At 45.1% G+C, this 20,666-nt stretch carries 22 protein-coding genes; 7 read left to right on the forward strand and 15 right to left on the reverse strand.

Annotated features, from left to right (window positions below; genetic code table 11):
• Positions 1-12 precede the first annotated feature (12 nt).
• A complete protein-coding gene (locus ASG85_RS19670) occupies positions 13-1,077 on the forward strand; it encodes an NAD(P)/FAD-dependent oxidoreductase (RefSeq protein WP_057307554.1) in 1,065 nt (354 codons plus the stop codon).
• Positions 1,078-1,079: 2 nt separating this feature from the next.
• Here the strand turns inward: ASG85_RS19670 and ASG85_RS19675 are convergent, their stop codons facing one another.
• Positions 1,080-1,334 (reverse strand): YuzB family protein, encoded by a 255-nt coding sequence (locus tag ASG85_RS19675; RefSeq protein ID WP_057307555.1) that lies wholly within the window; start codon positions 1,332-1,334, stop codon positions 1,080-1,082.
• A gap of 95 nt (positions 1,335-1,429) precedes the next feature.
• Between ASG85_RS19675 and ASG85_RS19680 the strand changes: the two genes are divergently transcribed.
• Positions 1,430-1,675 carry a NifU family protein gene (locus tag ASG85_RS19680; RefSeq protein WP_029194781.1) on the forward strand — a complete coding sequence of 82 codons (246 nt, stop codon included), beginning with the start codon at positions 1,430-1,432 and terminating at the stop codon, positions 1,673-1,675.
• Positions 1,676-1,740: 65 nt separating this feature from the next.
• Here the strand turns inward: ASG85_RS19680 and ASG85_RS19685 are convergent, their stop codons facing one another.
• From ASG85_RS19685 to ASG85_RS19705, 5 genes are all read right to left on the reverse strand, one after another.
• Complete coding sequence (locus ASG85_RS19685) at positions 1,741-2,532, reverse strand: SDR family oxidoreductase (protein ID WP_057307556.1); 792 nt, start codon at positions 2,530-2,532, stop codon at positions 1,741-1,743.
• Between the two features lie 7 nt (positions 2,533-2,539).
• On the reverse strand, positions 2,540-3,250 hold the full coding sequence (locus ASG85_RS19690; protein WP_060647545.1) for a Cthe_2314 family HEPN domain-containing protein: 711 nt from the start codon (positions 3,248-3,250) through the stop codon (positions 2,540-2,542).
• Positions 3,251-3,286: 36 nt separating this feature from the next.
• The gene (locus ASG85_RS19695; RefSeq protein ID WP_057307558.1) at positions 3,287-4,240 is read right to left on the reverse strand and encodes a DMT family transporter; all 954 of its coding nucleotides are present in this window, start codon (positions 4,238-4,240) and stop codon (positions 3,287-3,289) included.
• Positions 4,237-4,680, reverse strand: a complete 444-nt coding sequence (locus ASG85_RS39610) for a UbiD family decarboxylase domain-containing protein (protein ID WP_060647546.1) — start codon at positions 4,678-4,680, stop codon at positions 4,237-4,239. Before ASG85_RS39610 ends, ASG85_RS19695 begins: the two co-directional genes overlap by 4 nt.
• 134 nt (positions 4,681-4,814) lie before the next feature.
• Positions 4,815-5,714, reverse strand: coding sequence for a COX15/CtaA family protein (locus ASG85_RS19705; protein WP_057307737.1), 900 nt, complete (start codon positions 5,712-5,714; stop codon positions 4,815-4,817).
• Between the two features lie 245 nt (positions 5,715-5,959).
• Between ASG85_RS19705 and ASG85_RS19710 the strand changes: the two genes are divergently transcribed.
• Positions 5,960-6,481 carry a general stress protein gene (locus ASG85_RS19710; protein WP_057307560.1) on the forward strand — a complete coding sequence of 174 codons (522 nt, stop codon included), beginning with the start codon at positions 5,960-5,962 and terminating at the stop codon, positions 6,479-6,481.
• Positions 6,482-6,575: 94 nt separating this feature from the next.
• Here the strand turns inward: ASG85_RS19710 and ASG85_RS19715 are convergent, their stop codons facing one another.
• Complete coding sequence (locus ASG85_RS19715) at positions 6,576-6,920, reverse strand: thioredoxin family protein (protein WP_057307561.1); 345 nt, start codon at positions 6,918-6,920, stop codon at positions 6,576-6,578.
• A gap of 164 nt (positions 6,921-7,084) precedes the next feature.
• Here ASG85_RS19715 and ASG85_RS19720 point away from each other — a divergent pair, with 164 nt between their 5' ends.
• The 3 genes from ASG85_RS19720 (at position 7,085) to ASG85_RS19730 (ending at position 8,605) form a co-directional block, all read left to right on the forward strand.
• Positions 7,085-7,924 carry an SPFH domain-containing protein gene (locus ASG85_RS19720; protein WP_057307562.1) on the forward strand — a complete coding sequence of 280 codons (840 nt, stop codon included), beginning with the start codon at positions 7,085-7,087 and terminating at the stop codon, positions 7,922-7,924.
• Positions 7,925-7,937: 13 nt separating this feature from the next.
• Positions 7,938-8,129, forward strand: coding sequence for a hypothetical protein (locus ASG85_RS19725; RefSeq protein ID WP_060647547.1), 192 nt, complete (start codon positions 7,938-7,940; stop codon positions 8,127-8,129).
• Between the two features lie 113 nt (positions 8,130-8,242).
• Positions 8,243-8,605 carry a hypothetical protein gene (locus ASG85_RS19730; protein ID WP_060647548.1) on the forward strand — a complete coding sequence of 121 codons (363 nt, stop codon included), beginning with the start codon at positions 8,243-8,245 and terminating at the stop codon, positions 8,603-8,605.
• 170 nt (positions 8,606-8,775) lie between these two features.
• On the opposite strand, the gene ASG85_RS19735 is transcribed toward ASG85_RS19730, so the two are convergent.
• Both ASG85_RS19735 and ASG85_RS19740 read right to left on the reverse strand, forming a co-directional pair.
• A complete protein-coding gene (locus ASG85_RS19735; RefSeq protein ID WP_060647549.1) occupies positions 8,776-10,002 on the reverse strand; it encodes a hypothetical protein in 1,227 nt (408 codons plus the stop codon).
• A gap of 12 nt (positions 10,003-10,014) precedes the next feature.
• A complete protein-coding gene (locus tag ASG85_RS19740; protein WP_162257278.1) occupies positions 10,015-10,497 on the reverse strand; it encodes a hypothetical protein in 483 nt (160 codons plus the stop codon).
• A gap of 228 nt (positions 10,498-10,725) precedes the next feature.
• On the opposite strand from ASG85_RS19740, the gene ASG85_RS19745 reads away from it, so the two are divergent.
• On the forward strand, positions 10,726-11,994 hold the full coding sequence (locus ASG85_RS19745) for a DUF2515 family protein (RefSeq protein WP_156396695.1): 1,269 nt from the start codon (positions 10,726-10,728) through the stop codon (positions 11,992-11,994).
• A gap of 16 nt (positions 11,995-12,010) precedes the next feature.
• Here the strand turns inward: ASG85_RS19745 and ASG85_RS19750 are convergent, their stop codons facing one another.
• The 6 genes from ASG85_RS19750 to ASG85_RS19775 form a co-directional block, all read right to left on the reverse strand.
• A complete protein-coding gene (locus ASG85_RS19750) occupies positions 12,011-13,684 on the reverse strand; it encodes a polysaccharide biosynthesis protein (RefSeq protein ID WP_060647552.1) in 1,674 nt (557 codons plus the stop codon).
• Between the two features lie 33 nt (positions 13,685-13,717).
• Complete coding sequence (locus ASG85_RS19755; protein WP_057307571.1) at positions 13,718-14,197, reverse strand: DUF456 domain-containing protein; 480 nt, start codon at positions 14,195-14,197, stop codon at positions 13,718-13,720.
• Positions 14,198-14,247: 50 nt separating this feature from the next.
• Complete coding sequence (locus tag ASG85_RS19760) at positions 14,248-14,982, reverse strand: Cof-type HAD-IIB family hydrolase (RefSeq protein ID WP_060647553.1); 735 nt, start codon at positions 14,980-14,982, stop codon at positions 14,248-14,250.
• 36 nt (positions 14,983-15,018) lie between these two features.
• Positions 15,019-16,893 carry an asparagine synthase (glutamine-hydrolyzing) gene (gene asnB / locus ASG85_RS19765; RefSeq protein ID WP_060647554.1) on the reverse strand — a complete coding sequence of 625 codons (1,875 nt, stop codon included), beginning with the start codon at positions 16,891-16,893 and terminating at the stop codon, positions 15,019-15,021.
• An 843-nt stretch (positions 16,894-17,736) separates the two neighbouring features.
• Positions 17,737-19,800: a peptidoglycan D,D-transpeptidase FtsI family protein gene (locus tag ASG85_RS19770; protein ID WP_057307574.1), complete on the reverse strand. Its 2,064-nt coding sequence runs from the start codon at positions 19,798-19,800 to the stop codon at positions 17,737-17,739.
• Between the two features lie 18 nt (positions 19,801-19,818).
• Positions 19,819-20,541: an HAD-IA family hydrolase gene (locus tag ASG85_RS19775; RefSeq protein WP_060647555.1), complete on the reverse strand. Its 723-nt coding sequence runs from the start codon at positions 20,539-20,541 to the stop codon at positions 19,819-19,821.
• Between the last annotated feature and the right edge of the window lie 125 nt (positions 20,542-20,666).

Genomic DNA, 20,666 nt, shown 5'->3' on the forward strand with positions numbered 1-20,666 from the left:
ATATTGGATGGGATGAAAAAGTTTGTAATTCTCGGAGGCGGTTATGGCGGTTTGACCATAGCCTTAAACATGCTGGAGAAGGATTTGCCAGAAGATACACTGCTAGTACTTATTGACCGAAGCCCTTTTCAAGGATTAAAAACGGAATATTATGCATTAGCTTCAGGTACGATTGCTGAAACACATATTCGTGTTGCCTATCCGAATGACCCGCGGTTGCTTCTAACATTCGGTGAGGTTTCTAGCGTCGATTTGAACAACAAGCAAATTCATTTTGAAGATCAAGAACCGCTATCGTATGACTGGTTAGTTATCGGTCTCGGCTGTGTGGATAGTTATCATGGAATTGTCGGTGCTAAAGAGTACTCTTCCAGCATCCAGACTCTTTGCCAAACACGTGCTACCTACCAGCGCATTAACGACATTGCGCCATATGGACAAGTCTCCATTATTGGAGGAGGTCTAAGCGGAGTTGAAATGGCAGCTGAGCTCCGTGAAAGCCGGGCTGATTTGAACATTCGATTGATTGATCGTGGCCCAAGCTTACTTTCCGCTTTCCCGAGCAATCTGCAGCAGTACGTCCGCGAATGGATGACGGAGCATCATATTGAACTCCGTCCGGGGGTATCGTTAGTCCGACTAGATGGTGGAGATTTGTACAACGGGGATGAAATTATTAAAACCGATGCTACAATCTGGACAGCAGGCATTCAGCCCAATCCAATCGTTGAGGCATTGAATGTGCCCAAAGACCGTCAGGGCCGTATCATGCTTAATGAGTATCATCAAATTCCAGATTATCAAGAAGTGTTCGTCGTAGGGGACTGCGCTTCCCTGCCGTTCTCTCCAAGTGCGCAAGCGGCGCAAGCCCAAGGCAAGCAGATTGCCGAAGCCATGCTGTCGATTTGGAAAGGCGATACGCCTCGTCTTGGTAAAATTAAACTCAGAGGTACGCTCGGTTCTCTGGGTAAAAAGGCCGGCTTCGGCATCATGGGTAAACGTACGTTAATGACGGGCAAAATCGCTCGTGTGCTCAAAAGCGGTGTACTGTGGAAGTCGAAACGCCACTTCGGGTAAGATTAGTCTCCAAGAAGTTCGTACATTGCTTCAATTTCTTTAATGCGGTTTAAAATGCGCTCGTGAAGAGCATCGGCGCTTTCAGCTGCAATGATTTCGCCATTCACAAGCGCATAAGGTTCCATATAGCACTGTCCGCAATTGCCTAGACAGCCGTATTCCATGACGTCGAAGTCAGGATTTTGTTCCAAAGCTTTCATGACTTTATCGGTTCCATGATGCATATTACTGGCACAAAACTCAATGATTGGTCTCATTATATAAATTCCACCTTATGTTGATATTCAAGTTGAAAACCATTTTCATTTAATCATTATTGTAATATAATAATAGAAGAAAGGAGATGAATCAAATGACTGAAAAAACAAAAGAAGTAATTTATGATGAAGTCCTTGAAGTTTTAGATAAACTCCGTCCTTTTCTACAACGCGATGGCGGTGACGTAGATCTCGTTGATGTAGAAGACGGTGTTGTGAAGCTGAAACTGATGGGTGCCTGCGGCAGCTGCCCAAGCTCAACAATCACGTTGAAAGCTGGTATTGAACGCGCATTGGTTGAAGAGGTTGAAGGCATAACAGAAGTCGTACAGGTATTCTAAATACGACTATATCATAAGAAAGAGCTTACCTCTATGGTAAGCTCTTTTTGGCTATGTATTAAGGGCTAGTTTTTACGCTGGTTAAGCACTGGCAAAGGTTGGATCGGATCGAGCCCACCAGAAATATCCATTATATTTCCAGTAATGAAATCAGATGCAGGTAAACAAAGGAAATCAATTACTCTAGCTACATCTTCGCCCGTCCCCGGTCTTCCTACCGGTGTTTCCCCATCAACCTCCAGACGAGCTTCTTGCATCGTCCGTTCTTTGTTCTTACCTCGAATATCGCCAGGACATATCATATTGACAGTGATCCCATGGCTCGCCTCTTCTTCGGCCAACGTTTTCGTGAAGGAAACTAAGCCTACCTTAGCCGCCGCGTATACGGCGCGATGCGTCCAGCCCCTTGCTTCAGCCGCCTTACCGAATCCAAAATGGATGATTCGCCCCCATCGTCTCTCCCGCATCATAGGCAGAACCAGATGATCAAGCTCCATGACGCCGAGCAAATTGCCGCGCATCAGATACTCAATCTCATCGACGTTATAATCAGCGAAAAAGCGCCGCTCTCTGAAGAAAGGTCCAGCATTATTCACGAGAATATCAATCGGACCGAGCGCAGATGTTGTTTGTTCCACCATACGTATAATATCATCGCGTTTGGCGACATCCCCTTGGACGGCCACGCTGCGAACACCCAGATCTTCCAATCGAAGGACGAGCTCAGCAGCTTCCTTTTCACTATTTACATAATTGACAGCTACCTGACAGCCCCGCTGCGCTAGGGTGATCGCGGTCATTTTCCCCAAGCCCTTGGCGCTGCCTGTAATAAGAACCGTTCGGCCTCTTAATTCCATGGTCCTCTTACCCCTTTGCAATACTTGCCGTAATATAAGAGAAAGCTATTGTTAAGGTTCGGCACACCATTTCAAATCCCTGCTGCAGATCGGCGATATTTGATTTCACATTTTCAACGTGAATACGCTCACCGGGAATCGGCTCTTTTTGCATAAGATCATCCAGCATTTCAGCGTTAATATAATGAATCTCCATATTCCGTTGATTGCGCAGTCGATCTAGCGACGATTTATAATCCATTTTGAGATTATAAAGCTGGAGCTCTAGTGAACCGTGGATATGCTTTTCATGCATACGGCGCAGTACAGTAAAGTACGAGAAACGAGACTTAAGCGTCTCTGTTTTCAGCTCGAAAAGATCATTCATAAACGTGCCCAATTTGTCCAAGATCGAAAACAAGCGAATGAAGGCATTTTTATAAAAATAAACAAATCGATGATATTCTTCGATCTCTTGCGGATTCATTTCCTCCAAGAATGCCTTACAGATATGCTCAGCGTAACGCTCACAGCAATATTTGCTCTGTTCAAGCTCATCCAAGGCATCAATAAACCCCTTGCTCCAGATCGCCCGTCTATGATACTTGGGATACTCTGAAGCTAGGCGGCTATGCTCCTTAGATTCCAACAGCTCAATATACGTTCTAACCGCGTTGCCGGCTTCTAGAAGAAGTCCGCTATCTATTCGTTTCGGTTCATTGAACAATACTCGCAGCACGGGCACACCCCTTTTTCATCTAGCAAATTTGTTCGGTTATAGACTTGTTGTTTGTTCGCTTAGGGTCTGTTTCACCTTCTGTGAACGATCCCGCTGTACCAAATACATAGCTGCCAAAACCCCAACACCACCCAAACATTGATACAGGGAAATCGACTCATGCAAAAAGATGTAGCCCGCAATAGCTGCAGTTACAGGAAGTAAGTACCCATAAGCAGAAGATTTGAACGGCCCTAACTTAGCTAAGCTCCAGTTGTGTATAGAAAATCCTAATGCAGTAGCCATCAAGGAAGTATAAATTAAGCTGATCCAGCCTGTCGAAGAAATGGCCGCAAAATAGGCGGCGTCAGCACGCCAGAGAACGAAAGGCAGTAGCGAGAGCGCCCCTGCTGTCATTTCGAGTGAAATCAGCAGCGGCAGCGGATAGCGCAACACAAGTCGATTCATACCGATGAGATAAATGGCTCCCATAACACTGCGCATCAATAATAGAATATCCCCTCGGAACGTTTCTCCTCCAAGATGGAATCCATCAACTCCGCCTGAGACAATGACGATTACACTGCATAAAGCTAATGGAATTCCGATAAGGATGCGCCATGTGAGCCTCACTTGACCGGCAATTAAAGCGAAAAGAACGGTTATGACGGGCATGAAGCCGCGCCCTAAAACAGCTCCATTCGCGGAGTTAGAGAACTGCAAGGCATACTGCAGAAGAGCTTCCATGCCAATGGCATTGAGAATGCCTAACCCGCATATAAGGAGCAGATCTCTACCGGCAATCTGCATCTTCAGCGAACGCGATCGATAATAAAAGTAAGTATAAACCCACAGCAACGGAATCATACTCGCGAAGCGTAAGCCGTTAAAAACGAGGGAATCCCACTCTCTTCCCCCAATCTTCAGCGAAGCTAGATTAATGCCCCAAAGGATATACACCAGAACAAACCCTGCATGTGGATAAAAGGAACGGAACCGATACTCATTCATGCGAAATATTCCTTCCAACGGCGATCCACGAGTTCCACGATATCTTCCCGCGGGAACAACTCATCTGGATATCCTGGTTTCATACGAGCATCAATCACAATCGGAACCTCGTAGGCGATATGATGACGATTCACGCTGGACTGCGCGTACATGTCACTTGCCGGATTGAAACGAGTGAACACGGTCCATAAGAATTTGGTTTGGTCGTTCGTGATGCCGCTGGCGTCATCCACTAAGAGGACCAGCGGCCACTCGGCTAAGCGGCTGGCTGCATTCACCAGCAGACGTTGTGGCAGCTCCAAGGCTGGACCTTGCTCGTCGATGACTCTCCGATGAATCTCGGCAAGTTCTAGATTGGGGTCTACTGGAGCCGAGATTTCAATCAGTTGATTTTCGCGGCGCAAAATGTCTAGAAAAGCTCGTAAATTCGTAGGTACCATGTAGGTTCCACCTTTGACTGTGGGATTGTAGATGAGTAATTGTAAGTAAAAAGGAAATAGCCTTCCGCGTCAGAAGGCATCCTCTACCGCAAAGATAGCCCTGCCGTGCTTCCAAGGAGCTCGTCCGTCAGGTATTAAGCTTTGCGGTCATATAGCGTAAGTACGCATAGATAACATAAGAATCCAAACATGCAAGAAACAATAACCGCGTGAATCATGCCGGTAAATAAATAAGCGACTTCATTCCCCATTGACCAGGTCACAACGGCTCCGCTAAACACTTGCAGAGACACTAAAATTAGCGCCCATTTGCTGCCAAACCTCAGCTTGTCTGAGCCCTGATAATAACGTTTGGCTTGTAAGTAAAGAAACAAAATACATATAAAGAGCAGTAATGCCGCTACACGGTGGGTAAAGACAATACCCGTTGCCCCGCTGAGTTCAGGGACTACTTCCCCATTGCATAAAGGCCAGCCCGAACATCCGCCTGATGAAACCGTGTGACGAACGAATGCACCCAGATAAACAACGACATAGCTGTATATCGTCGTTATCCATACAAGGGCTTTAAAACTGCTGCGAATGGCCGTATCACGCTGGAATTGCCCCCATGGCGTAAAAACAATGGCTAGCAGCAAAGAAAAAGCAAAGGCCAATAAGGATAATCCGAAATGTAAGGCCAAGACGAGTGAAGATTGCGGCCATACGACAGCCATAGCCCCCATTGCTGCTTGAATGAGCGTCATCAATACCGTAGCGGAGATAAAAAATTTGGCATCTCTACGTTTCACATAACGAAATACAAGAATGAATGTAGCAACCAGGATTAACGTCACAATGCCTACCACCAATCGATGGCTGTACTCAATTAGTGAAGAAATCGTATGTGCCGGGACGAATGTCCCATGACACAGGGGCCACTCATCTCCGCAGCCTCTACCTGCGTCAGCCTTCGTAACTAAGGCACCCATTGCAAGAATAAGAAACATGCCAATGGCCGAAAGATTCGCTAATCTTTGAATCAATTTTTGCATGATTGCACCTACTTTTATGTCATTACTTCTGTTAATCATGTCGAATGATGTTGCTCCGCTTTCAATTATAGCTGTAATAAGTAGGCAAATCCATTCGCAATTGTTACAAAGCTCCGAAACCGCGCGGAAGGCCGTCCTGAAGTTCAAAAGTCATTCAATGTTTCAACTTTTGGGACGAGGGTAAATAAAAGATGAGCACCAAATTATTGCTGTTCAACCAAAATCGATTGCAGGAGGTTTTATCTATGGGTAAGCACATTATTGGAGTATTCAATTCGGAAGAAGAAGCCATTCGCGTGATTAACCAACTCAAGGCAGAAGGCTACAGAGCAGATGATATCTCAGTTATCGGCAGGAATAACGAGGGTTTAAGTCAAATCGAGGATGAAACAGAAACCAAAGCGGAAGAAGGACTAGCAACCGGTGCTGCTGCTGGCGGTGTATTAGGTGGCGTTACGGGATTACTGCTGGGTATTGGTGCACTTGCCATTCCAGGTATAGGCCCTATCATAGCAGCCGGCCCTATTGTCGCGACATTGACCGGCGCAGCCGTTGGCGCGGGTGCAGGCGGCCTTGTCGGCGGCTTAATCGGTTTAGGTATTCCCGAGAATGAGGCCAAAGATTATGATAATTACGTCAAGGATGGGAAAATTCTAGTCCTCGTCGAATCTGACTCCACCCGCGATCATAAAGCCTATGAAACATTTCGCAATAACAAATCGCTGAATGCTAACACCTATACCCCTGAGTATGGCTATCGATCATAAATCATAAATATATGCTTGGTTATAAAAAAATCTCTCTTTGGTTAAATGGGGTCAATCTTGACCCCATTTAACTCAGAAGAGAGATTTTTTGTGCTTACGACTTTAACGCATCGGACACTTCGATTGCACGGCCCAGGAACTCCTCAATTTCTTCGCGTGTTTTACGCAATTTACTGACGAAACGAACCAGCTCTTGGCCTTCACGGAAAGCAATAAAACTTGGAATACCAAGGATATTCAACTGCTCACAAAGATCAGGCACTTCGTCGCGGTCTAACTCGATGAACGTGATACGTCCAGAATAAGCTTGCTCCACTGCCGGCATGAAGGGTTCGATATAGTGGCAGTCTTTGCACCAACTTGCTTTGAATACAGCAATGGTCAACGTGGGCTGCGAGATTTGTTCTTGAAAAGCTTGTTCATTGGATACTTTAATCATGACGAGCACCTCATTGCTTAGAATTTATTAACTTATAGCATGTCCAAACAATTGTATCAAGATTAAAGATAGGCTGCAATTTATTTGAAATATATTTACAGTAAAAGTAAAAAGTGATATCATATAAATATCAAAAAGATATACTTTGAAAGGGTGCTGCAAGAATGAAAGAAACGAATGCTTGGTCGTTAAATGGTTTTCTCGGTTTATTGTTATTTATTATCGGCGGTGGGATTGGCGTTTTCCTTCTTACGCAGGAACGAATTGTGCCGGGCATCATCCTTATTATTCTGGGACTGATATTCGTCTCGACAATCACTGCTGTTAATCCGAATGAAGCTTCTGTCATCACTTTCTTCGGCAGCTACTTGGGTACAATTCGCAAGAACGGCCTATGGCTCATTGTTCCTTTTTCAAACAGAAAGAAAATTTCATTGCGGGTGCGCAATTTTAACAGTGTGAAACTCAAAGTAAACGATATTGAAGGAAATCCTATCGAGATCGCGGCCGTCATCGTGTTTAAAGTAGTCGATACCTACAAGGCCCTCTTTGATGTGGACAGCTACGAAAAATTCGTTGAAATTCAAAGTGAAACGGCGCTGCGTCATGTCGCCAGCAAATATCCTTATGACCGTTTTGAAAGCGAAGGCTACTCGCTTAGAGGCAATGCAGATGAGGTTGCCGCTGAGCTTAGCCTTGAACTGCAGCAGCGTCTGTCTGTAGCAGGTGTAGAAGTCATTGAGTCTCGCCTGACCCACCTCGCCTATTCGACTGAAATTGCCAGTGCTATGCTTCAACGCCAGCAGGCTTCTGCTATTTTATCCGCTCGCCAAATTATTGTTGATGGCGCTGTGGGTATGGTTCAGATGGCTATCTCTCGGTTGGAGTCCGAGGGCTTGCACCTAGATGAGGAAAGAAAAGCGGCTATGATAAACAATTTGCTTGTTGCGATTGTATCGGACCGCTCAGCGAGCCCGGTCATTAATACCGGTTCGTTGTACTAACGGGACCAGGGCTATGGCTCCTAAGAAGAATTTCCCGCTCCGACTTGATCCTAAGCTGTACGAGGCTCTGGAGCGTTGGGCGGAGGATGAATTCCGCAGTGTGAACGGTCATATCGAGTATTTGCTGCGTGAAGCGCTCCAACGAACTGGACGTATGATTAAACCCGGAACAGAGCAAGCCAATTCGGAAAAGACGGATGAGTGATTTTTATTATGACCTTGCGATTAAGCCTCGCAAGGTTTTTCTAATTTATAAAAGTTTCTAGACATCGACTTCGGGGTAAATAGTAATAAAGATGAGATAAGGAGTGATACAGCATGCCAAGAACAACATATTGGGTTAGCGTCGGAAGGCAAGAAGTCGTTCCTGCCAGTGAGGGGCTCATTCGAGACCATTATGAGTTCGAGATCCACGCCGATGAGGCAGAGCTTCTCCGGCTCGTTGAACAATTCCGAGAAATCAATCTTGTAGATAAGCAATTGGTGAAAAGGGCAAGTACACCGTATGAGGCGTTCCCGGAAAAAGACCAGGATATGAAAAATCGCGCTTATGATGAACAGCTTAAGGATATTTATTTTCTTGTGTACCAGCTAGGTACGACTGAAACCAAGAAGCATATTGAAGCTATGAATCTGGGGGATTTACCGGAATACCAGAATATCAACAGCAAACCGGAATAGTTAAAATAAACGGTTTACGCCATAGTCATTTAACAAATAATTATGCATATATATCCACAATCTCACTTAGCTTGCAAAAATCCGTAACTATCTAGCCTAAATAAACTTTTATGATGAAAAATGGGGCCTCACGGCCCCTTCCCTATCAGTTAAAGTATTAGGCAACAGTGCTACCTAACTGATATATTTTCAAATGATAACCTATTGCTTCCTAATTCGTCTTTCCTTTCAATCACACCCTGATACACGATCTTCCCTGTATCCAAGTCAGCAATAACTACCCCCGGATCTTTCCTTCCTAAAGCGAGCATGTATAAACGATTATTGGCAATTTGGGTGTTGTGTGCTCTGCCCCATTCTGTTTGCCAATCTTGAAGAGTAAGCTTGACGTCATGCTTAAGCTTATTCTCCACTAACTGGTACTGAAGAACTCGAGATTCCGAAAACTCTGACAACAAGGTGAGAAAGAGATCATCGCCAATATATCGAATGGACAGGTTTTCCGGGTTTCCCTTCATCAGCATGTCATGTACCGGATCGCTTTGAATCGTCGTCATTTGACCATTCCATATATCATAAACAAGAATATCACGGTTCACGATTACTTGATTTTTTGCCTCTGCAGTATCCTCTTTCGTACCGTTTAGTTGGTATGAGGTTCGATCAAAGATTGCGTAGTTGCTCGGCTTGATCAAGCCGCTTGACCAGATATTGGTAATTATTGTCCGTATCGATTTGTCTTGGGTGGTAACGGCTGCAACCAACTTCTTCTCCACAATACTCTTCTTATCGAGGTCCAGTGTATACATATAGTATTCTGAATTATTGGGTGTCGAATATTTACCTGACTGCTGATATTGAGATATCATCAGCTTCATCGTCCGCTCTTTCACCTGAACATCCAAGATACTGACGTACTCATCTTTATTCTTCTGCACCTTCACCTGGAAGGATTCGCTTTTTTTAGTTCCTTTTTGATAAAACGAGATGTCGAGGAGATCCGATTGAATTTTGTCCAAATCGAACTCCGTTTCAAAACCTACGTAAGCAATACCTTTTTCATCTTCAAAAAATGCATTCACATTCCTTTTCCCTCTCAGGAAGGAGCGATGTTCTTCGAGTAGACCACCTAATTCCTCTAAATAATAGAAGGATGAATCCAATCTTTTCATATAGGACTGCTGTTCGCTTGGATAGCTGCTCCCGTTCGTTTGAATATCAACCCTCTCGTTTTCATATCGAGCTTGAACGGTCATAGGTAAAGCTTCTTTTTCCTCGCCCCCAAGCGTTTTCAGATAATAATCTGGCTTAACATCCTCAGCAGCTGTAACGTAATACATACTAATCGACAAGGCAGTAAACGGAATAAGCAACGCAAGTATCCAGTAACGTTTCATGGGCGCACCTCCTTAAATGGTCACTTTTTTTCGTAATAAGTAGGAACTGAACCACAAAGAAAGACCTGTGACACAGATACCAATGATAATTTGTAGAATGAGAACCTCGCTGGGGAATATGTAATCCCGAAGCCAGTCTTCCGCAAGTAGGATGGGGATTAACATAAGCAGAAGAGCCGCGCCGCAATAAACAACTCCAGCTGCGATGCCTTTATATCGGAAGCTGCGTTCTAGTAAAATCACCGTAAAGAGGATAACCACACCCATCACACCCGCTCCGTAATAGAGGACAAATTCAATGAAATAGGACGGCAGCAGTGTTTGCAAAAAAGGATGGCTATGGATTAGAGACGAGATGGTCACCGCTTGTTTGAATTCACCTGGAATCATTGCGTCAAATACGGCCATTTGAATAGGAATCAACATTAATTGAAAGGCTACAAGCCCTAATACGAACAGGACAATGGTGCTTAACTTAGCCAGATATACATTCATTCTGGATGTGGGGAGCATGAGAAGTCGATAAGCAAACGTACTTTTACCGAACCATTCCTTTACACTTCATACACTTAGTCTGTCAAGAGATGATTGGAAGCCATAGCCATAATTGGCCGCGTTCCCACATACCTGTAAGTGAATAAGCAAACACTAGAGGCATGGATTTCTTGAAGGTCGGGGAGGTAATTGGTGTTGGGAGGAACAGTTAAACCAAGAGGTAAGAACATGAAAGGTGTTCTAAGCAAAATGAGAGGACTGCCGAACGCAGTTGCACAGCTGTTCAAGCAGCAAGCATCGCTTCTTTTGCATTCCACTGCTAAAATAGTTGGCCCTTTGGAAGAAATTCCTGTCTCGACAGCATTCATAGGACGGTTGGAAAAGGGTTTAAAACATCAATTAGATCTGCAGCAAAGCGGTGTCGTAAGTGCTCCTCTCTCGACAGATGAGCGGGCGATTGTCCATCGAATTAAGGAACGAACCCAGCGGGAAAATCGAAATAATGTGACACGAACTAACGCGTATTGGTCTTGTTATCAGGATCATCCGGAGCTTCACTGGGCACTGCTTGCCCATATGGTTTCACGCAACGGGGGCTGGTGCATGACCGATCTTCGCGGGGAGCTGCTGCCACATTTGATAAGCAATGAATTGGCTCAGCATCTATTTTCTTTTCTGGAAAGAGCGAACGGTCTTATTTTTCAAGATGCTTATCCTCAACTACTGCTCTACGGCGAAAGCAAGAAGCGAAAGATGAGTTTGTTTCACCTCCTGCCGCATATGAATATTTCGTCCTGGATGGTCCCTGTTTGGAGCGACTTCTGGACGAATCAAGAATCGGCCGCCCTAACAATTGCACTTATTGTTAATGAACAAAACTACATCGAACAACGAATCGTAAAGAATAAGCAGATTCAGCAGAACGTGTTGAATACGCCTTTGTTCAAAACACAAGCATGGTTGCAATTGAATCAAATCGGGTTTCCCTTTTTTCCCGCTTCCGACCAAACCCACGCACCTCAGCCGCATCTGGCTGGACTTATACTTGAGAATTTTGCTAGCTTAACAGAACGCATCGAATTCGGAAAAAGCTTGTATGCGATACTTTTCGGAGCACGGGAAGTACTTCAAGGCGTACTTAGATTTGCGGCCGCAACTCCCCATACTGGATCACGTTCCGATTATTGGCCACACCTGTTTGCCCAAATAAGAAAAACCCCTCCCGATATAAAATATCAGGAGAGGTTGGATGGCAGCGCCCTTAAGAAAGGAACACAGCCGTTTTATAGTCCTAAGCTTACATCGGTATGGCCTGACAGGAGCTTGGCCCCTGTAGAGCCTGGTGACTGGTTCACGAGTGTGAAGGAGCCACTGGTGCATATGCGCTCCATTCCTGTACCGATTCCTTATGATTTAACGAAAGAAGTGTACTTTGGTTTAAGCAAGATTGAGTTAGGCATTGTAGCTGCCCAAGCGATTAAGAAAGTGATCCGGTGACTCAGCTTGTCTATGACTAGGAACGTTTGATAAGACGACTCACTTTGCCGATTAGCTTTTGCACAGGGGATGGGAAGTTTTTCACATCGTCCTTCGTTACAACACGTGTTACCATCAGCATCAATGGATACAAGGCAGCCGAGAAGCCACAAACAAGTACTGCATTTATTCCTTCATTTAGTCGATACCAGCTAGTAGGATGCACATACGTATGTGTGAGCCATTCTGCCCCTAGACCAAGGATACCAATGACAACGATGGAAAACAGTAATCCGATGAAACGACGTCCGAGGATCGTAAAGTCGACTTCTTTACGAAGCGAGCGTAAATTGAGCCAAGACATGACAATAAAACAAAGACCCGTTGAGCCGATGATTCCATAGATGCCAAACCACTGCGCAAGTAAGAAGCTACCAGCTAGCTTGACCGCAATACCAATGGCAACATGCAGCATCAGCGGTTTCATTCGGCCCATGCCCATAAGGACAGCGCCCGATGTCTGCATCACAATTTGAAACATAGCTCCTAATGTGAGCAGTGAAATCATGTGAGGTCCATGGCTCATGCCAAAAGCGGTATCCTCATGCCCGAACATGAAGAAGTCTAATGGACGGGCAGCAATGGCGATCACCAATACAGCTGGTAACCCAGAAAGTATCGAGAGTTGAAGCACCCTTGTTGTCTGGTGGCCAACCTGTTTCAAATCTTTGCGTGAATAGGCTGCTGAGATGATGGGAACGACCGATTGGCTAAGCGCGATGGCCAAAATAATCGGAATCCCCGCCAGAGACTGGGCACGTCCACCTATAATACCAACAAGCCCAAGCGCTTCGCTTCTGCCAATGGTCCCTTCTAAGAGCGGGATAATGATCGAGGTATCGATCGCATACACAAGTGTAACCGTCACAGAGAAAATAACGATCGGAATGGACAGCTTCAATAAGCTGCGATAGATTTCACTATATCGAACTGGCGTATGTGATTGTGTCGATTGCGTGCTTCCCGCAGCTATCTGCTCAGCCGCTATGTTTGACTGCGCATCTCTACGCTTCAGCTTCATAGCATAGTAAAGCATAACGGCAAGTGCCGCAATCCCGCCCATGACCCCTCCAAAAGATGCACCCGCAACTCCCCAACCTAAGCTGATGTTCAATAAAATAAATGCGAGTCCGATTGAGGTTACGAGTCTGAATATTTGTTCCACAACCTGGGAAATCCCGTTAGGCATCATGTTTTGCCTACCTTGGAAATAGCCCCGCATAATGGCAATAAGCGGGAAGAACAGCATAGCTGGCGCTATTGCGCGAGTAGCTAGGGTGGCATCCGGTCCACCATGTGAAATGTTATCGGCATAGATCGGTGCAAAGACATATAGAATCACCGTCATTACGACTCCCGCAACGACTGCAAACCATATGGCCGCGTGATAAATCCGCTGTGCTTCTGCAGGTCTTCCGATTGCATACTTCTCGGACACCATTTTGCTTAGTGCGCTTGGGATACCTGCTGTTGCTACAACAAGTAAGATCGAATATAGATTAAAAGCAATGGAATAACTGCCCATTCCTTCCTCATGAAGCAAGTGTACCAGCGGAATTCGCTGGAAAACGCCGAGAAACCGCGCTATTAGCGCGGCCACGGTGAGAATGAGCGTCCCTTTTACTAGAGAATCTTTGGTTTCCTTCGTCAAGTCCGTTCCTACTCTCTTACAGTATTCATTCCATTAAAAAACCCAGATAAAAAAGATAATAATCATCGCCAGCTGAAGCGCAATTTTCACCGCACTGCTTGCAAAGAAACCGAGTACAGAGCCGACACCGGCACTTATCGCCTTTTTCCACGATGTACCGATGATGATTTCACCAATCACTGCGCCTAAGAAGGGGCCAATGATTAAGCCGAAAGCTGGAATAACAAAAGGCCCAATGAGTAGACCAATTGTACTTCCGATGATAGCCGCCCTCGAGCCTCCAAACTTCTTTACCCCTAGTGCACCTACTGCGTAATCGGCCACCATGATGATAATGACAATCAAGGATTGGATAAGCCAGAACCAGAATCCGAACGGCTCAAAGCTGATCAACCAACCATAGATGAAAAAAGCTCCATAAATCGCTAACACACCGGGCAGCACCGGATAAACCGCACCAATCATGCCCACTACAAATAAAAGGATAACTAATGTCCAGCCTAAGGTGATCATAAAAACGCATCTCCTCCAATCCAAGATGGTTTATCACTTCACTACTACTTCTACAACATATAGGTGCGAATTACTTTAGCAATGGCATGTTCATTGTTGGTAACGGTCGTAATGTCAGCAATACGCTTCACTTCATCCTGTGCATTGCCCATAGCTACACCAAGACCTACTTCACGAATCATCGCGATGTCGTTCTCACTATCCCCCATCGCAATGACTTCAGACATGCTAATGCCTAGAAGCTGACATACCGTCTCCACACCGCTCGCTTTACTAATGCCTAATGGGTTAAGTTCAATATTAGAGGGATGGGAATTCGTTATTTCAAGTGTTCCCCATCCTTCTACGAAGTCCCGGATTTGCTGCAATTTCTCCATATTTTCAGTGAAATAACCGAATTTTAGCCATTCTTGGCTGTCAATGTCCATGGTTTCGCTCTCGCGATTGAACACACCTTGCACCGAATAAGCCCACCACCAACAATCATGCGTTTGAGCTAGACTATGCAAATTACGTACTGTGTCAACTGGAAGCAGGGTCCGCTTAAGCAATTTAGACGGAGACTCCCATACTTCACTCCCATTGACCACGACAAGCGGTGAGTTAAGCCCCAGCTCCTGAATATATGGCATAGCACTTACAGCTCCGCGTCCTGTAGACATAATAACGATCTTACCCGCTTTAGTGGCTTCCTGAATCGCTTCTCGGTTTTCAACTGATATTTTTTTGTCATCGTCCAGCAAGGTGCCGTCCATATCGAGGGCGATTAATTTATAAGATCCCACGGTTTCCCATCCCCTGTCTCTACGTCATTAGTAGATCTAGTAAGCAGCGAGCACTTTCTTAGGCAGTTCTTCCATGAATGTCACATGCCAGAGGGCAAATATATAGATGGTCCAAATGCGTCGAGCATAGTCGCCCTGATTATTACGATGCTTATGCAGCATGCGTTCCACAGCGTTGATGTCAATATAATCCTCAATCCCGCTGAACTTAATTTGCTCCAAAACCATATCGCCCATAGAGCCTTTCATCCAATCGCGCAGCGGCACTGGGAAGCCCAGCTTCGGACGGTTCAGGATGGGATCAGGAATGATACCTTCCATCGCCTTGCGGAAAATGTACTTCGTCGTTCCATTCGCGATTCGGTACTTTGCCGGAATGCGGCGTGCCACTTCGAATAGTTCCTTATCGAGGAAAGGAACACGCAGCTCGAGTGAGTGTGCCATCGTCATCTTGTCAGCCTTCATCAGAATATCGCCAGGCATCCATAGATTCATGTCGATATACTGCATCCGGCTCACTGGATCAAGATGCTTCGTCTTGCTGTAATAATCGCCAGCAATTTGCACGGGATTCTTATAGTTGCGCAGCATCTCGCTATCAAGGCGCAGTACCTCCGCTTTCATATCCTCGGAGAAAATCTTGGCGTTGCCGAGGAAACGCTCCTCAAGCGGTGTCGTGCCGCGCAGCAAATAGTTGCGGCCCTTCACACTGCTTGGCAGTATCCGAGCGAAGCGGTTCAGCATGCGCTTCACCGATGTCGGCAGCTGGTCGATCGGACGCAAGGATTGCGGCTCGCGATAAATGCGGTAGCCGCCGAACAGCTCGTCCGCGCCTTCGCCGGACAGTACAACCGTCACGTGTTCGCGCGCAAGCTTCGCCACGTGATAAAGGGCAATGGCCGAAGGATCGGCGACAGGCTCGTCCTGGTGCCAGATCGCTTTCGGCATCGTGCCGAAGAAATCATCCTGCGTGATGATTTTGTCGTAATGCTCTGTCCCGAGTGCTGCAGCCGTTTGGGCGGCAATCGGCGTTTCATTGTTGGCGCCTTCGAAGCCAACGGAGAACGTGCGGATCGGTTCGATATTCCGCATATGTGTAGCAATCGCCGTCGAGTCAATCCCGCTCGACAAGAAGCAGCCCCGATCCACATCACTGACCATGTGGAGCTTGACCGAATCCTTCAATGTTTCCCGAATTTGCTCTACATAATAGTCAAACGGACGATCCTCCGGCTCAAACATGGGATCCCAATACTTATGTATCGACATTTCTCCGTCAAACGTTATTTTGACCGTATGCCCTGGTGGAAGCTTATGAATGCCATGGAACATCGTGTTAGGCTCAGGTACGTATTGAAAGGTCAAATAGTTCAGCAAGCTGTCCGTGTGAATCAACCGATTCATGCCGTCTGCAGCCAGCAGGCTCTTAATTTCGGAGCCGAACAAGAACTGGCGGTCATTGACATGATAGTAAAACGGCTTAATGCCGAAGTGGTCTCTCGCTCCGAACAGCTGCTTCTTTTTCTTGTCCCAAATTACGAAGCCAAACATGCCGCGCATGTATTTGACGCATTCCTCTCCATACTCCTCATAAAGGTGAACGATAACCTCCGTATCACTTTGCGTGCGGAATTGATGCCCGCGCTCCTGCAGCATACTGCGCAGGGCTTTATAGTTATAAATTTCCCCGTTGAAAATGATCCACACAGAATCATCCTCATTAGCCAAAGGCTGATGCCCTTCTTTCAGGTCAATAACAGACAAGCGGCGAAAGCCAAGACCAATACGATTATCCGTCCAAAAACCGGAATCGTTCGGACCCCGATGAACAATAACATCTGTCATTTGCTGCAACATTGCAGTGGTTGGTTCTCTATCTTCAAAATACATCACACCCGTAATACCACACATGGTGAAACTCACTCCTCCGTACCATTCATCAATCTTTCTATTCGACAACCGATATATTAGTATACCATATCTGTCCGTCATTCTGGAAATGCGATGAAAGTACGTGAAGGCGCTGTATCCTATAGAAAAATGATGGAAATCAGAAGTCGCTTTAATGAAGCTGATAACCTGGTTTTTTTCATGCCTTCCTCCACCTTTCCTCTGCGCATAAAAGTTTGCCTTGTGCAACTTTTGGGTTAGGAACTATTCCTTCCCTTACACTAGGATATGTTCAAGGGTGCCAAACGGTTCCTGCACACGCGTACTGCTTAACTAGGTGTTATCCAACCGAATGTTGCTAAAAATACAACAATGAAGGGAGATAGACGAGACTTGGGCAGAAATTGTTGTACTTTTTACAACATCATTCAACCTCGAATATTCATTCATCCAGCAACTTCAATTCAGCATATAGGACATTTGATCCCGATTTAAGACACTTCCATGTAGAGCAATATTGGACGAATGAATCGACAGTCTCGAGCATTCAATATTCTTTGAGAGGTCTTTTCCAGACGTCTCACGCCACTTTACCTGCATTCTCACACTTTAGTATTGAATCTCATCGCTTCAGCAGACATTACGAAGGCTCCGGATGTATCCTCCGATTTTAAGCGTGTTTTCTCACTATCAAGTCACTTCCACGCGCTCCCCACTTTAGCGATGCATACATTCGTTTACCGCAGTAGCCCTATAAATAAGGGGTAAGCGTTGCTTCCCATAACCCAAAAACATATGAAAAAAAGGACCTGCTTCTGCAGACCCCTTTTATATAATCACTTTTTTTCCTGTAATCCTAATCACTTACCACGGCCTTTTCCCGCCGCCAAGCTTCGTCAGAATACCGTCGTTCGCCGCGTCATATGCCTGAAAAATTTTGGCTGCTATCGGGGATGCCCCGTAGCGTCCGAATCCGCCTTCTGGTACAACAACAGCTACGGCTAGCTTTGGATTCTCTACAGGAGCGAATGCGATAAACACAGCATTTTCTACCGTGCCTCCCGAAACTGCTTGCGTCGATGTACCTGTTTTGCGTGCTACATTATACGGTAATTCATCAATGCCCTCGGCGCCACTTTTCATACCATGGATAATGGTATTCCAATCTTCTTTAGAAAATTCAGAGGAGGAATCCTCAATAACCTCTGGCTCAATTTTTTTAACTAATTCACCTTGGTAATCTCGAATTTCATCTACAAAAAGAGGCTTCATACGTTTCCCGCGACTAGCCAATGTAGCTGTATATTGAGCAAGCTGCAGCGTAGTCGTTTTTTCATTTTGTCCCCATGAAGCGTAGACCATTGCTGATTGGTAACTGTCTTTTTGGGCATTTTTAACGAAATCATTAGAACCTGCGAACTCACCTGGAAGACCGCTCCCTGTTTTCACACCCATGCCAAATTTCGCAAGGTATTCTGCCCATTTCGTCGTGACCTTTGGTGTTTCTCCCCCATATTTCAAATAGAAGGGAATGCCCACTTTCTCGGACATATACGTGTTAGAAGAGTGTTCAATAGCCCCAGAAGCATTAATATATCCGTAAGCTGCTTTCCCCGAGTTTGTGATGGTACTAGACCCGCCCTTACCAAAACTAAACGATCCTGAATCGTAATAGTTCTCATAAGCGCCGAATAATTTCTCCTTAAGTCCAATTAATACCGACAAAGGCTTAATCGTTGAACCCATAAAAACAATGGAAGACGGATGCTTCGCATTCTCTTTTTCATCTGGATATTTGGATTTAGCTGTCATGATAGATCCATTGGAAATATACGTACCAATTTCTTTGTAAATATCCGGCGAAATCCCTCCGGTCCATGCATTAGCATCGTAATCCGGATAGTTCGCCATTGTAACAACGCGCCCTGTATCCACTTCCATCGCAACGGCAAAACCAGAGGAGGCCTTCATCCCTGTTTTCATATACAGATCATTGGCATGAGTCGGACTGCGTAAATATTTGATATGATCCTCCAGTATCCTCTCCGTTGCCTTCTGAATATCTTTATTAATCGACAAGTATAGATTATTCCCTTTGACAGGCGCTGTCACTTCGGCTCTTCCGATAATTTTCATAGCCGCATTGACGGGATATTTCCTACTCCCATTTTTACCGCGCAGCTCATCCTGATACATGCGTTCAATGCCGTCAAATCCTACATTTTCTGAGTTCAGGTATTCTTCGCTATTTGGGCTGTCTTTATAAATATCCTTGGCTGTTTGTGTAGAAAATGATTTCAAATATCCAACCAAATGTGTGGCTATCGTGGTCTTGTTATCATCATCCATTTCATAAGTACGGATACTCTCCTCCGTTACTTCTAGCCACTTAAATTCATCTCTATGTTCAAGTAAATAGGCCATTTCTCCCTTGGACAAATCGGCTTTAATCCGCCGCGGAACCCAGTAGTAACTTGGGTCTTTCACCTTATTTTTATTGATATCGTAACCTAAATCCATCGCTAGAACGATCTCTTCCGGAGTTGGACTGACCGAATTCGGTTTGGCATATTTATCAAAAACATCTACTTTTAGCCGCTGAGCAAGCGCAATTACTTCATCCTTGTTTTGTTGACCTGGTTCAATACGGAAAAACAAGGACTGAACAGGAATTGTATAAGCCAGAGGAGATTTTGTAGAGTCATAGATATTGCCTCGAATGGGGGCGATACTCGTTGTCTGATTCGTATTCGTATTTTCCGCCGCTTTAAGATCTTTGGCTTGAACGAATTGTAAGATAGCCAATCGTACGATTAATATCGAAAATAATAAAAAGGTTATAAAGAAAAATATATTGATCCGAAACGAAAAGTGCCGCTTTTTGGTAATTTCTTTTTTCTTCGGATCATCCATAATGGATGACTTCATCACTTCTCAGATCCTTTCTTATGCTATGGCTTGTTCATGGAACAACTCAAGCAGGGAATGAATACCCTCTCCTGTATGATAGGAATAACGGATAATTCGCACAGCATCGATACCGACTTGATTTGGCGCCCAAATATCATTCGTTTCATGGTCGCCGATATAAAGAATATCCTTAGCCTCTAGCCCCGCCCTGTCCAGGGCAAGTTGGAAAATCGCCGGATCTGGCTTCTCTAGACCAACTTCAGTTGAAACAATGACGGGATCGAAATCATGCAAAATCCCCTTATCCTCCAGTATGGCTTTCAAGGTGGGAGCAAAATTGCTGATAATCCCAATTCGAAACCCTCGGGCCTTCAAACCGTCTAAAAATGGCTTAACATCATCAAATAATTCATAATACTCGGGTGCCGTGTAAATGTCGTAGAGCTCGTGGCAGCAGGAATAAATCTCTTCCTCTGTCCACACCTCGTGAATGCCCAATTTATGAAGTACGTATTTATATAGATTAACCCAGAACTCACGGTCTGAATCTGGACTGCAAACCACGAAATTATCCTGCTTATTCACATAATAAAAAAGACGAAAAGCTTCCGTAAATAGTTCACTAATATGAGCTTCATCACGATCCACAGATCGCAATTGTAAATACTGTTTGAGTATCGTTTGAGCTGCTGGAATCGTAAGTAAAGTGTCCCCAGCATCTAAGTAAATCATCTTGTATTCCTGAAGTGGTTTCCGCATACAATCTCCCTTATTCTTATAAACAATCCTATCTTATTAGTGTACCACATTTAATCATCATATGAGAAAACCCGCCAGATCTATCCATGATTTCCCTTAAATGATCGGTCGCCTTATATAAAAAG

Origin of the sequence: Paenibacillus sp. Soil724D2, from assembly GCF_001427935.1 — a bacterium.
In the GTDB taxonomy this organism is placed as follows: Bacteria; Bacillota; Bacilli; order Paenibacillales; family NBRC-103111; genus Paenibacillus_E.